This window comes from Phocaeicola vulgatus ATCC 8482 (assembly GCF_000012825.1).
Lineage (GTDB): Bacteria > Bacteroidota > Bacteroidia > Bacteroidales > Bacteroidaceae > Phocaeicola > Phocaeicola vulgatus.
This window is the reverse complement of the sequence record NC_009614.1, coordinates 850,598-865,482: the sequence shown is the minus strand read 5'-3', so window position 1 is coordinate 865,482 and position 14,885 is coordinate 850,598. Positions and strand designations below refer to the sequence as shown.

At 42.1% G+C, this 14,885-nt stretch carries 8 protein-coding genes; 4 read left to right on the top strand and 4 right to left on the bottom strand.

The features are described 5' to 3' along the window. Window positions 1-104: 104 nt before the first annotated feature. The 4 genes from BVU_RS03060 to BVU_RS03045 all read left to right on the top strand — a co-directional run bounded on the left by BVU_RS03060 (window position 105) and on the right by BVU_RS03045 (window position 10,791). Entirely contained in the window at window positions 105-4,265 is a 4,161-nt protein-coding gene (locus BVU_RS03060) for a hybrid sensor histidine kinase/response regulator transcription factor (RefSeq protein WP_008667576.1), read from the top strand. 140 nt (window positions 4,266-4,405) lie between these two features. Next, complete coding sequence (locus BVU_RS03055; RefSeq protein ID WP_005850734.1) at window positions 4,406-7,477, top strand: SusC/RagA family TonB-linked outer membrane protein; 3,072 nt, start codon at window positions 4,406-4,408, stop codon at window positions 7,475-7,477. Between the two features lie 11 nt (window positions 7,478-7,488). Beyond that, window positions 7,489-9,108, top strand: a complete 1,620-nt coding sequence (locus BVU_RS03050; protein WP_005841019.1) for a RagB/SusD family nutrient uptake outer membrane protein — start codon at window positions 7,489-7,491, stop codon at window positions 9,106-9,108. A gap of 168 nt (window positions 9,109-9,276) precedes the next feature. Further along, window positions 9,277-10,791 (top strand): right-handed parallel beta-helix repeat-containing protein, encoded by a 1,515-nt coding sequence (locus BVU_RS03045; RefSeq protein ID WP_011964823.1) that lies wholly within the window; start codon window positions 9,277-9,279, stop codon window positions 10,789-10,791. A gap of 106 nt (window positions 10,792-10,897) precedes the next feature. Here the strand turns inward: BVU_RS03045 and BVU_RS03040 are convergent, their stop codons facing one another. From BVU_RS03040 to BVU_RS03025, 4 genes are all read right to left on the bottom strand, one after another. Further along, window positions 10,898-11,395 (bottom strand): DUF4251 domain-containing protein, encoded by a 498-nt coding sequence (locus BVU_RS03040; protein ID WP_011964822.1) that lies wholly within the window; start codon window positions 11,393-11,395, stop codon window positions 10,898-10,900. Between the two features lie 208 nt (window positions 11,396-11,603). Then, on the bottom strand, window positions 11,604-12,413 hold the full coding sequence (rhaD, locus tag BVU_RS03035; RefSeq protein WP_005841025.1) for a rhamnulose-1-phosphate aldolase: 810 nt from the start codon (window positions 12,411-12,413) through the stop codon (window positions 11,604-11,606). Window positions 12,414-12,498: 85 nt separating this feature from the next. Beyond that, window positions 12,499-13,518, bottom strand: coding sequence for an L-rhamnose/proton symporter RhaT (gene rhaT, locus BVU_RS03030; RefSeq protein WP_005850740.1), 1,020 nt, complete (start codon window positions 13,516-13,518; stop codon window positions 12,499-12,501). Window positions 13,519-13,610: 92 nt separating this feature from the next. Then, window positions 13,611-14,867: an L-rhamnose isomerase gene (locus tag BVU_RS03025; RefSeq protein ID WP_085930143.1), complete on the bottom strand. Its 1,257-nt coding sequence runs from the start codon at window positions 14,865-14,867 to the stop codon at window positions 13,611-13,613. Window positions 14,868-14,885: the final 18 nt, after the last annotated feature.

Here is a 14,885-nt window from a genome sequence, read left to right as displayed (position 1 = left end):
AATTTTTTATCTTAACAGCCTCTAACCTTTTTGTTCTAAGTGTTTCTGGAGGTATAATTTTAGTTTCTTATGTATGCAAATGGGGGAAATTTAGAACAAATCTTATGGAATATTTGCTTAAAATGCTTTTTTTTGCGAATATTGCATCAAATCTTAAAGTTGAATCTATGCACTTGGCACACCGTAACTGCGAATATATTCTTGGAGTAATATATCTTTTTGTTTTTCCTGTTTTGCTTTGGGCTGATAATAAGGTGAATACTTATCATTTTAAATCCATTTCCACTTCGGTGAACTTCCCTACCAATGAAGTCAGGAAGTTATTTCAGGATAGCCAGGGGTATATATGGATTTCGACCTACAATGGTCTCTTGCGTTACGATGGTTATTCTATTGTTGTATATAAACCCGATGGAGTGAATCATGGACGTTCCATTGATAGTTTTGTGAATATGGTGGCCGAAGACAAGGAGAATAATTTGTGGATAGGTACGCACAATGGATTATACGTGTTGCATAAAGAAACGGATGAGATAGAGAAAATAATCAGTCCTTTGTTACAGGTAAGCAATGTAGAAAGTATCCTTTATGCAAGTAACGGAGATTTATGGGTGGGAAGCAACAAGGGATTGTTTCGCAGAAAAGCCGGCAGCCGTACTTTCGATTGTGAAAAAAACATGGATATAAAGTCTGTTGTCGAAGACCGGAAAGGTCAAATATGGATTGGTACTTGGGAACAGGGGCTGCTGCGTTATAGTCCTCAAGAGGAATTGTATTATACTTACGACGGGATTAACCCTGGTAATTCGGCGCATGTCATATTTCAGGATGAAGCCGGGAATATTTGGATCGGTACCTGGCGGTATGGACTGGTGAAACTCATTAATCCGTATGATTCGGAACATTTCTCATTTAAAACATTCCGGAACATCAAGGGAAATTCTCATTCTCTGTTGGATAATATTATCTACGCCATTGCTCAGGATAAAAATTCCGGGAAGCTCTGGATCGGTTCACGCAGTGGGGTCAGTATTTTGGAAGATGAATCGGGAGACGGGAATTTTACCAATATTGTTCCGGGCAACCTTCAAGGAGATTTACCTTTTAATGAGGTGAACTCTCTGTTGTGCAGTAAAGACGGGCTGATGTGGCTGGGTATGTTGGGAGGAGGTGTTTGTACTGTAAATACAAATAAGTTCCGGTTTAATTATGATTCTTTGGAGGCTTTGCGTGAGCATTGCCCTACCAGCTCTGTCCGCAGTGTCTATCAGGAGGATAATGGGAATCTGTGGATGGGAATCATGGGATTCGGTCTGGTATTTTATGATATGAAACAGCATACCATTGTTCCTTACCGCTCTCATCCTGTATTGAAGAATATGGGATATACATCGACGGTCAATGATATTATTTATCGTAAAAGGACAAATGAATTGTGTTTTGCCACTTGGGATGACGGAGTGTGGTTCTATAATGTCAAAGCCGGGAAAGCACACGTGATAAATACCGTTACCAATCCGGAACTGAGTGATATTTGTATTTATTCTTTGTTGGAAGATTCGAAAGGGAATCTGTGGTTGGGGACACGTTCGGGAGTGTTTATCTTGGATACGGAATCAAGACTTCATTCTTTGAATGAACTGGTGACTTTGACAAATCAGGCATTGCCCCAAATTTCTATTTTCAAAATGGCGGAAGATCAAGATGGCTTTATCTGGATAGCGACTAGTAATGAAGGGGTATGGCGGATAGATACATCCGGAGAAACATATAAGGTTAAGTTTTATACGCCTTCGGATGGTACATTATCCACTGTCGGGGCGATGAGTGTTTGTGTGGATGGATACAACAGGGTATGGGTGGGGTCGAATGGTAACGGACTCGATTTGTATGACCGGAAGAATGATCGTTTTGTTTCAGTCTTGAATGATTATTTCCGGAATGGAGATGTTGTTTTCAGCATGCTGGAGGATGATGAGCATACTTTATGGCTTACTACCAATGCGGAAATGTATCACATTGATATACCTTTGGACGGTGCTGCACCGAAAATACATACCTATACGGTAGATGATGGTTTGCAAGACCATATGTTTAACCGGAATTCTTGCTTCAAGGGTGCGGATGGGAAACTTTTCTTCGGAGGATTCCGTGGATTGAACAGTTTTTATCCTGATAAAATAGTTCAGGATACTGCCTATTCTCCGGTAGTAATTACAGATATAAAGGTACATAATGTATCGGTACGTACCTATCCTCTTTCCGTCAGAGAGGGGATTGCTGCAAACAGAGCTATTGATTTTATTGATAAAATTGTATTAGGATACCGGGAGAATAATTTCAGTCTTGATTTTTCAATATTGAACTATATCAATCCTGAGTTGAACCGTTATTTATATCGGTTGGAGGGATATGACAAGGAATGGTTGTCCGTTGAGGCTGGACGTCGGTTTGCCTATTATAACAATCTTCCGGCAGGTACTTATACTTTTTGTGTAAAGGGAGCCAATCAGAATGGAATCTGGTCTCCGGATATGAAATGTCTGCGTATAACTATTCTTCCGCCGCCTTGGTTATCGTGGTGGGCTTATTGCCTTTATGTCTTGTTGTTCGTTTCATTGGCATGGTATACTTATCGGATTGTCAGAAACCGTATCCGGATGAAACAGGCCATAGAGATGGGGAAGATAGAACGGCAGAAAATGGAGGAAATCAATCATGCTAAATTACAGTTCTTTACCAATATCACTCATGAGTTGCTGACTCCGCTTTCTATTATATCGGCTTCGGTGGATGAACTGAAACAAGAAGTACCGGCAAGTTCGTCGGTTTGTTCTGTAATAGCTGATAATACTGTGCGGTTAATCCGGTTGATTCAGCAAATCTTAGAGTTCAGGAAAGTGGAGAATGGCAAGTTGCGGCTAAAAGTTTCGCATGGAAATGTCAGTATGTTCTTGAAAAAATCAGTGTCGGCTTTCGCTCCTTTGGTTAAAAAGCAGAAATTGTCCATACAATTTGATTTGTCTGAAGAATATTCGGGATATTTTGATGTGGATAAATTGGATAAAGTGGTGTACAATCTGCTTTCCAATGCCGCTAAATATACTCCTGAAGGAGGAACTATTGTGGTGTCGCAGGCTCATGATGAGGAAAAGAGGACTTTTAAATTGAGTGTGAACAATCCCGGCGAGTTGATTCCAAAAGAGAAATTGGATCATATGTTCGAGAGATTCTATGAAGGGGAGTATCGTAAATTCCATACCATAGGGACGGGTATCGGTTTGTCGCTGACTAAAGATTTGGTATTGTTGCATCATGGAACGATACAGGTATTTAGCGATAAGGAGGAAGGGAATACTTTTGTGGTTGAAATTCCTATAGGACGTGAGGCTTTTGCTGAAGATGAGGTAGACGAGAATACTGAAAATGTGGACTATGCTGTTTTATCGGCAGATGAAATGGAGAATGTCTCGGAGATTGATATGTTGGAAGAGAAACCGGCAGCATCGACTATTTTGTTAGTGGAGGATAATGAGGAATTATTGGCTTTGATGGTTCGTCTGTTGCATGGCAAATACCATATTCTGAAGGCCGCTAATGGAACGGAAGCTTTGGAGATCCTTGCCAAACAGGAAGTGGATTTAATTGTTTCCGATGTTATGATGCCCGAAATGGACGGTATGGAATTGTGCCGCCGGGTGAAGACTCAATTTGAGACCTGCCATATTCCATTGATTTTGTTAACGGCCAAGACTAGTGATGAAGACCATGTGGAAGGGTATGAGTCTGGGGCCGATGGTTATATCTGTAAACCGCTCCGCCTCTCTGTCTTGTTTGCCAAGATAGATAACTTGTTGAAACGGCGCAAACGTATGGGAGTGGATTTTCGTAAGCAGTTGGTCTTTGAAGCCAAAGAATTAAATTACACCTCGATGGACGAAGCTTTCATTCGGAAAGCGGTGGATTGTGTGAATGCCCATTTGAGTGATTGTGATTTTGAACATGCACAGTTTATGGCGGAGATGGGTATGGCCCGGACTACACTAGCAGATAAATTGAAACTGTTGACCGGACTTACTCCCTCTGCATTTATCAGCAATGTCCGTTTGCAAGCGGCTTGTCGGCTGATAGACGAGAAAAAGAAAATCCGTATAGCCGATTTGGCGTATGCCGTAGGTTTCAACGACCCTAAATATTTCAGTTCCTGCTTTAAGAAGAAATTCGGACTTTCTCCTACAGAGTATATGATGAAGTATGATGGCTGATTATTACCGGAAATAGGCTCTATAGGGAATAAACAGCCTTTTTCCGGTAATAATTCTCCCTGTTTCTTTTCTGTTCCTCTTACTTTTGCTGGCAAATAAAACGAATTATCTTTATTTGTTAGACCTTTAAAAAAAGTATTATGAACATGAAAACTCTGACAGAAACCAGTACATTCCGGGTACTGAGCCTATTGCTGTGTCTCTGCTTCTTCATCCCTGCGATGAATGTGAGCGCTTCCAGTCTGCAAGCAGACAAGTTTAAAGTTTCCGGTATTGTAAAAGATGCCACAGGCGAACCGGTCATCGGTGCCAGTGTGGTTGAAAAAGGAACAACCAATGGAACGGTGACTGATTTGGATGGTAATTTCAATCTCACGGTGGCTTCTAATTCTACTATTGTCATTTCTTTTATAGGATATTCCGATCAGGAATATCGTATTTCGAAAGACAATACGGTGCTGAATGTAAATCTGAAGGAAGATACGGAAATGATTGACGAAGTGGTAGTAGTCGGTTATGGCGTGCAGAAGAAGGAAAATCTGACGGGTTCTGTTGCTGCTGTAAATTTCAAGGATGTAGCTTCTATGCCGGTAGCGAATACTGCCAATATGCTTCAGGGTCGTTTGCCGGGTGTTATGTTGACCAACAATGGTGCCCAGGCCGGTCATGACAGTCCCGAAATCCGTATCCGTGGTGTAGGAACTTTTGAACACAATGATCCGATGGTCTTGATCGATGGAGTGGAAAGCTCGGTAAGCCAGATTGCGGAAATCCCTGCAGATGATATTGAAAGTGTTTCCGTATTGAAGGATGCGGCTTCGGCTTCTATTTATGGTGTACGTGCTGCCAACGGGGTTATTCTGGTGACTACCAAACGGGGCGGTGAGCAGAAACCTACCATTACATATTCCGGTAGTATCGCTTTGCAAGAAGCTACCGTGCTGCCCGATTATGTGAATTCTTATGAATGGGCGAAGATGTATAACGAATGCTGGCCTTCCAAAGCATACACGGATGAAATGTTACAAAAGTTGCAAAACGGATCAGACCCCGATCATTTTGCCAATACCGATTGGGCTAAGGAAATGTTTCGTACAGCAGCCATGCACCAACACCATTTGTCTGTGAACGGTGGTAGTAAAGCGGTACATTACATGATTTCCACTCAGTATTTCCAGCAGGATGGTATCTTGCGTGAAACGGCCAATCAACGTTTTAATTTCCGTTCCAATCTGGATGCACAATTGGGTATTGTAAAATTAGGTCTGAATCTTTCGGGAAGCCGTCAGAACATTGATGAGCCTACTACCAGTGTTACCGGTGAAGGTTTGATGCGCTACCTTACTTGGTTTACCCGTCCTACTGTTCCTGTGCGTTATTCTAACGGACATTATGGATTTTTGGATGGAAATCCCAATATTTCCCAATCCGTATTCAAAAATCCGATTGAAGCTTTGAATATGGGCTATAAAGATAACAAGCATTATCGTTTTGATGGTAAATTCTTTGGTGAAATTGATATCATAAAAGGATTGAAGTTCCGTTCAAGTCTGGCTTATAAATATTATATGAACGATGTGACTACTTTCAATCCGAAGAATAATATAAGATACGATGCTGAAGGAAATGCGCTGACCACAGTCGGTACCAATAAACTGACAGATTATCATTATCTGGAAACGACTTATATTAATGAAAATATTCTGACCTATGATTTTTCTGTAGGAAAACATTCGTTCAATCTGTTGGCAGGCCATTCTATCCAGGCTACCCGTTGGGACAAGAATGAGGCGTCCAAGCAGGGATTCGCTACCGATAATATTTATGAAATGGATGGAGGTACTATGAATGACCATGTGACCGGATCAGCGGAAGAGAGTTCCTTGCAGTCATTCTTCGGACGCTTGAATTATAATTACGGAGGCCGTTATCTGTTAGAGATGAATGTCCGTCACGATGGTTCGTCACGTATGCCCAAGGCACATCGTTATGCTACCTTCCCTTCATTTTCGGGTGCATGGATCATGACAAATGAGAAATTTATGGAGAATGTGAAGTTCCTCCACTCATTGAAATTGCGTGGTAGCTGGGGTAAATTGGGTAATCAGGAAATTGGTAACTATGCTTATGCGGCTACATTGGCGGCTAGTGGCAGTTACTATTTCGGTGATAGCAAACAGATTGGTATGAAGACTGCCAAGATACCTAATGAGAACATTAAATGGGAAACAACTACTATTACAGACTTTGGTTTTGATGCTGCTTTTTGGGGTGGAAAGATCAATGTCACTTTTGACTGGTATGAGAAAAATACCTCGGATATTTTGATGAAGCTCGCTATGCCGGGTATTTTCCTGGGATCTTTGGATGCTCCTTATCAGAATGCGGGAAAGGTTCGTAACCGGGGTTGGGAACTGGCTGCTAATTATTTCGATCAGAAAGGTGACTGGGCATGGCAGGCAGGTTTCTCGCTTTCAGGTGTGAAAAATGAGATTACTGATATGAAAGGGGTAGAAGACATTAAGGATAATACGATCAATCGTGAAGGTGAAGCCATCGGCTCTTATTATGGGCTGAAAGCCATCGGTATCTATCGTACCCAGGCAGATTTGGACCGTGTAAATGCGAACGGACAGAAGATTCTGCAAAACAACCAGGAACCGCAATTAGGTGATATCATGTATGAAGATATAGACAATAATGGTAATATAAATGATGCTGACCGTACTATTATCGGAAATCCGTTCCCTAAAATGCAGTATTCTTTCAATCTGGGATTCTCTTATAAAGATTTTGATGTCAATACATTCTGGCAAGGCATTGCAGGTGTATATCGTTATAATTGGGATGAAACTACTATTTCCAACGGTGGAAACAAGACTAGCCGTTGGTTGGACAGATGGTCTGAAAGTAATCCGAATGGAAGCATGCCTCGTTTGGGAGGAACTATTAATAATAACTATTCTTCATTTTGGTTGACAAAAGGTGATTATTTGCGTCTGAAGAATTTGGAAATCGGATATACTTTCAGGCAAAGAGAGTTTTTGACCAAGTTGGGCGTTCAGAGTATCAGACTCTATTTGGCAGGAACTAATTTGCTTACTTTCACTTCCTTGGACGATTATGATCCTGAAAAACTGAGTACAGATTCCCGTAATGATGTACATCCCAATACAAGAACTTATTCATTTGGTGTTAACGTTAAATTTTAAAAGCAACAACTATGAAATCAATTAATAACTTTATAGGGCTGGCTCTGTTGTCAGGAGCTTTGCTGACTTCTTGCTCTGACAGCTTTTTGCAGAGGGACTCATTGACAGAATCTTCATCCAATACATTTTGGCAGACGCCGGATGATGCTTTGATGGCGTTGGCATCTTGTTATGATGCTTTGCAGAGCAATCAGCTTTATAATTCCGACCAATATTCATTGGGCCCTTTATATATGGATTGTATATCAGATAATGGCGGGCATTTTAATTGGAGTGGCTGGATGGAAGGTTATGATATGGCTATGGGAATTCATACCCCAAGTTCTTCTATCATTGGCAGTTATTGGAAAGATTGCTATGAAGTGATCAGCCGTTGTAATGTGCTGATTGCTAATATTGATAGAGTGGATATGGATGCTTCCCAAAAGGCGATTTATCAGGCTGAGGCAAAGACCATACGTGCATTGATGTATATAAACTTGACTATGACGTATCAGGATGTTCCTTTCCTGACCGCCCCTTTGACCATTGACGAGGCTGAATGTGAAAAGACGGACCGTGCGGCTATTGTGGCTCATGTTATGACTGATTTGCAGGATGCGGCTGAAGTACTTCCGCAAAACGCGTCTTCACGGGGTCATATCACCAAAGGAGCTGCTCTTTCCTTACTGGGGCGTGTGGCTTTGTATAATGAAAAATGGGATGACGCGATTGCTGCTTATAAGCAGGTGCAGGGTTTGGGATACTCGCTTGATCCGAGTTATGCCAAACTGTTTACTCAAAGTGGAGAAACTTCTCCTGAAATCATTTTTGCAGTCCGTTATGAAGGACCGGGTATGAGTGAAGGTGCTGCTTTTAATGCGCATTGGAATACTCCGCTGGAAGCAATGAATGGTACTATAGATTTGGCGGATGCTTATTATTGCAAAGACGGTAAACCGACTACCGATACGAAGATAGCCGAACTGAACGGTGGGGGTGGCTTGGATGTCAGCAAGCCTAATCCTGCTCATTTTGAGAATCGTGATCCGCGTTTATATAGCACTTTGTTTGTTCCCGGTATGCTTTGGAACGGTAAAGGAGGTATAGATACTTCGGCTTCAAATCCGTATGCCAATGTATATGGCGGAGCTGCCGCTTCTCTGTCTACCGTATATGTTTATAAGTATTTTGATCCTACGGATACTTCTAACTCTTGGGATAATGGACAAGACTTTTATGTGGTGCGTTATGCCGAAGTTTTATTATCTTTGGCGGAGGCGATGGTACAGAAAGGAGGCTATGTTTATAGTGATGTAACTGCTTTGGTTAATGAAGTGCGGCAACGTGCGGATGTGAACATGCCCACAGTAGAGGAAGTGGAAGGCACTTCTCTTTCTAAAGATGAATTGTTGGAAGTCATTAAGCATGAGCGTCGTGTGGAACTGGCTTTTGAAGGTTTGCGTTTGTTTGACCTTTATCGTTGGAAGGAATTGGATAAGGCGGTAGCCAATATAGAGAATGAACGCACTATGTATGGCTTGGCTTATGAAGCACGTAAGTTCAACGGTGAGAGGGATTATGTATGGCCTTTGCCGACTGCCGAACTGGATACTAACAAGAAACTGGTTCAGCACGACTTGTGGAAGTAATGTGGAGTGCAGGTTTTCATCACAGGGTACACGGACTGTCACAAAGAAGTAGGAGGCAAATAACCTTTAAATCAAAAAACTGTGTGAATTTGCGTAATCTGTGGTGAAGCCTGGTTGTTCTGACAACTTCTGGAATAAAATTGATAACTTTTTAAAAACGGAAGAGAAATGAGAAAAACAATGATCCTTCTTTTATTTTCCTTCCTGTTGGTAGCATGTTCTGATAGTCCAGTGTGCTATTATCTGGATGCTACCGGCGGTGATGATAATAATAGTGGGTTAGCCCCGGATGAAGCATGGAAAAGTCTGGAAAAACTACGTGGTGTGAAATTACTGCCGGGCAATAAAGTTTTGTTGAAGCGCGGTGAGGTTTTTAATGGCGAACTTGAAATCACCGGACAGGGTATACCCGAAGATCGTATTTATATAGATGCTTATGGTGATGATGAACGGAAACCTTGCATTGTGGGATATGATACTTCCTTGTATGCAGCCCGTATCTGTAATTCGGACTATATAACGATGCAGAATTTGGAAATCGTGAATACAGGCAGGCAGCCTCTGCCTTATCGTTCGGGCTTGAAGATAGAGTGTATGGATTATGGCGTATCGCAGAACATTGTTGTCAATAATGTGACTGTACGGGATGTCAATGGTTCGTTGGTAAAAGAAAAAGGCGGAGGGTGCGGTATTTATATAGTGAATGGCGGTGAAAAGAAAATTTCAACATTCAATAGGTTAACCATAGAGAACTGCCATATTTTGAGATGTACCCGTAATGCTATGATTTGGGCTGCTTATAGCGACCGGCAGAACTGGCATCCCAGCAAGCATACCGTGATACGGGGAAATTTGATAGAGGAAGTACCAGGGGATGGTATTGTACCTATCGGTTGTGACAGTACCTTGATAGAATACAATGTAATGCGTGACTGTCCTGATATGCTTCCTGACACAGAGGCGGCAGCAGGTATTTGGCCGTGGAGTTGTGATAATACTTTGGTGCAGTTTAATGAAGTAAGTGGTCATAAAGCTCCGTGGGATGCACAGGGATTTGATTCGGATTGGAATTGCCGGGGAACGGTCATTCAGTACAATTATAGTCATGATAACTATGGTGGCTTGGTATTGGTTTGCAATGACGGCACGGCCGACGCATCTTTTAATGTAGGTAACTTGGGCACTATAGTCCGTTACAATGTGAGTATAGGTGACGGAGTGCGGCCTGAACCGACTCGTGCCGGGATGTTCTCACCGGCTGTTCATCTGGCAGGTCCTGTAAAGGATAGTCGCATTACCCGTAACATTATTCATGTGAACCGTAAACCTGCGGCTGATATCGACCGTACTATGATTACTTTGGATTCATGGGGCGGATATCCGGATAGTACATTTATTAGTGGGAATATTTTTTATGCTCCCGAATCCAGCAGATTCCAGTTGACAGAATCTACACATAATTTCTTTGAAGGCAATTATTACCTTGGCCGGTTCGAGAAATTACCTGAAGATGGTAAAGCCTGCCAATCAGCTGAAATTTATCAGAAGGAAGTACTGGCAAAGGATGAAAACGGTTATCAGGGCTTGGCTTTGTTGATGGATACGGTGGAAGTGACCGGAGTAAAAGGAGTTTTTGTCAATAAGGAAGCCATTGAGAATTTCTTTAGCCGGTTAGAGAAATAAGTAAATAATAGCTGTAATTTAATGAGGGGAGCAAAACTAAAATGACCTGATCATATAGTTCGATAGGTTGTTTTAGTTTTGACACCTCCCCTTTTTTATTTATGGTTCATTCTTTCTTCTTTAGATCCATTTCTCCGGAGAAAGAAATAGATTGTCTGTTTGTGGGGGTGACCTGTATGTTACTGCTGCCATTGGGATAAATGGTGATATTGTAAAGGTAATTGTCTTCCTCGTTCCGTACTTTTAGTGTGATTTTAGCATTTCCCTTTTTGCTATATGTTGAAGTATATTCTGATAAAGGAGCACTAAAATTTAATCCTTTTCCACCTCCGTAAGGAACGTTATACGCCACTCCGAAATAAGGCAGATAGGAATATACCGAATCGTTTCTTATTTCTAAAGAATAATCGGAAGTCAGGTGTTTGCTGCCTCCTTTCATAGGCATTACCCGGTCCACATTGATTTTGTATGCCTTTGCGTCAACAGCCTCGCGTACTGCTTGTTCTCTTTGTTGTTTCTTCTCTTTCTTGTTCTGAGCCGTTATAGGTATCATACTGCCTGATAGAAGGAGACTTGCCAAAAGGAATAATTTATTTGCTTTCATATCTCTCTGTAGGTTTAGTGAATCTGTCTTTGCCAAAGATAGCCAAAAAGAATACTCATTGTTCTGAAAAAAACATAAGATAATCAAACTGTCAATGAGTTAAGTACGCGATTTATCTTTTGAGTCCCGATAATAAAAAAGATGATTTGTCCCCATGCGGAGTCAAATCATCTTTAAAATCTCCCCATTAGGGGAAGACTATAAAATATTATTTGGGTAGATTAAAAGCCACACTCATTTCTTTCATCTGTTCCTGACTCATACCGTCCGGCTCAAATCCCATATTCTTGGCAGCGATGTAAATCAATGCGGATTTATTTAAAACATCGATTTGGTCGAATGCGGCCATTACGTCACGGTCAACGGCAAAAATGCCGTGTTTTTCCCACATAACGACATCATAATCGGCTAGTTCCTTGATGGTTGCATCGGCTAATTCTACAGAACTAGGCAATTGATAAGGAATCATGCCCAGGCCACGCGGACAGAATGCTTTTGTTTCAGGAATCATACTCCATAACAGGTTGGTTGCCACATCTTTTTCCATGAACTTTTTGTTGTGAGACAGGGCAATCAGTTCGATGGGGTGTGTATGCACGGATGCTTTGTAAGGAGAACCTATGCTGATGAGGTAATTGTGTACGCTCAGGTGGGAGGGAACTTCCGAAGTAGGTTGAACCGGTTTGTCGGCAATGATGACATAGCTGGCACAGTCATCCAAAATACGGATGACAGAACCGTTGTCCATAGGCCAACGCGCCAAATCCCGCATACGCATATTGGTTCCTTTGCAATAAAAATAACAGCCTTTCAAGTGAGGCAGTGTTACACCGATTTGTTTTACTTCGCTGATAGCGGGCATCTGACGGATTTCATCGTCTACATATTCGGTGATATTGACGGTGATATTACCTCCGTTACGTTCGGCCCATCCTTTTTGCCACAAATATCCGGCTACTTCGGCTACTTTATTCACCTCTTTGGCCAATTCAGGGCGATTGTCTAAGATTGATTTCATATCTTTTTTATTTGATTGTTCATAGGATATTGTTATTCATCTTTTTCATTCTGAATAACAGTATGCTACAAATATAGTAATTCTTTTAAAATAAATTAGGAAATACGAGAGAAAAGATAAGAACTACCAGTCCGGTTATCAGAACAGTGATAGTCCGGGTAGATACGCCTTTCCATTCTTTTAATAAAATACCCCATACGTTACTGAAAGTAACATTCAAAGCCATCAATATACACCATGAGAAAGCTAGCAGTACAGGACTTCCGGTCAGGAAACTTTTACCCATTTCCAAACCGAAGAATTGCATATACCACAGTACTCCTGCCAAAGCACAGAATATCAAGTTATTTCCCCATACATTGCTTTTGGCATAATCACTCATGGTTTTGTTGGCTATATTTTGTTGCAGACAGTAAACCGCATTAGTCAGGAAACCGCCTAATGTTACCAGGAAGATTACGGGAAGTCCTGCATAAAGCCCTTCTACGCCTCCTGCCAATGCAGCTTCCTTGATGGGCGTTCCGGCATCGAGTCCTAAAGCGAAACAGGCACTCATCACACCTGCCAGTAGGGCTACCAACAGTCCTTTGGTCAGAGCGAAATCTTTTACTGCCGCGCGTTTTTCTTCTTCGCTCATGTTTTTGGCGCGAAGACTGCCGGCATATCCTATAATGGCAATACCCGACAAAGTGATACATACTCCCAGTAAAAGAATAAGTCCGTTTCCTTCAAACAGGTTGGTTCCGGCAAAAATGGCGGGAAAAAGTGTGCCGAATCCGGCACAGGTGCCCAGTGCGATACTTTGTCCTAAGGCCACTCCCAGATAACGCATGGAAAGACCGAAGGTGAGACCGCCTACTCCCCATAATATACCATAAAAGATGCTCATCGGAGCACCTCCTGTTCCCCAAAGGTCAAATAAACTGCTTCCTTGAGGGATACCTAGCAACGCACCCAATAACGGGAATACCAGCCAGGCAAATACACCTTGTAGCAGCCAGAAACTTTCCCAACTCCATTCTTTCACTTTTTTTATAGGTACGTATGAACTGGATTGGCAGAAACTTCCTATGGCGATGATGATTAATCCGATAATGATTTCCATTGTTTATATTCTTTAAGGCTACAACTATGTTCCCGGTAGGGGCAGCACTTGAGGCCGCCCCTACGGAAGACAATCTTGTAGTTGGATATTGATTAGCGTTTCGAAGTGACTTCTGCTTCGTATTTCTCTACTTCTGCAATGAACTCTTCGCCTACGGGTACATTGTTCTTCAAGCAGAACATATCCCATACAGCATTCCAAGGCAAAGCTTTTTCTTCTTCGAGCAGAGCCAGACGTTGGAAGCCTTGTCCGTTTGCTTCATATTCGCGCAGTTTGGCAATCGGTTCCAATAAAGCGCGTACCATACATTTTTGAGCCGCGCGGCTGCCTATAACGTATGCACCAATGCGGTTGATGGAAGCATCGAAGTAGTCAAGTCCATAGTGTACACGATCCAAGGCGTTGCAACGAACGATTTCGCTGAATAAATCCATAGTCGGGTCGTCCATGATGGTTACATGGTCTGAGTCCCAACGTACGGGGCGGCTTACGTGCAGCATCAGTTCGGGGACATACAACAACAAGGAAGAAACTTTGTCGGCAACACTTTCTGTCGGGTGGAAATGGCCGGTATCCAAGGTAATCATTTTGTTGTTCTTGGCACCGTAGCCAATATAGAAATCATTAGAACCTACTGTATAGCTTTCCAGTCCGATACCGAATACTTTTGATTCGATACAGTCTTTCATGTTCTTATATTCTGTTGCGAAAATCTGATCCAGAGAGTCTTTCAACAAAGCACGGTATTTCATGCGGTTTACAGTGATGTCTTTGCTGCCATCGTGTACCCACAGGTTCATGATACAAGGATCGCCCTGGGCTTTACCCATCTCTTCGGCTACGGCACGACAACGTTTGGTGTGCTCAATCCAGAAGTTGCGGATACCTTCATCGGGATTTGATAAAGACAAGTCACCGCTTTTAGGATGAGAGAATGAAGTAGAGTTGAAATCCAGTTTCATGTTGTTTTCCTTACCCCATTCAATCCAGCTTTTGAAGTGTTCGGGTTCTACTTCGTCACGATCTACGACTTTTCCTTGGAAGTCGCCATAAATTTCGTGCAGATTCAAACGGTGAGTACCTGGTATATATGAAGCTGCTTTCAGAATGTCTGCACGTAGTTCATCGATGTTGCGGGCTTTGCCGGGATAGTTACCTGTAGCCTGGATACCACCGGTCAATGAACCTGCCTGAACTTCGAAGCCGGTTACATCATCTGCTTGCCAGCAATGCAGTGACAGATGGAAATTCTGCATGGTTTCCATTACTTTTTCTGTGTCGACACCTACAGCGGCATAACGTTCTTTTGCGATCTCATACGCTTTATTAATCAATTCTTCTTTCATGATATTATTTGTTTGTTTAAT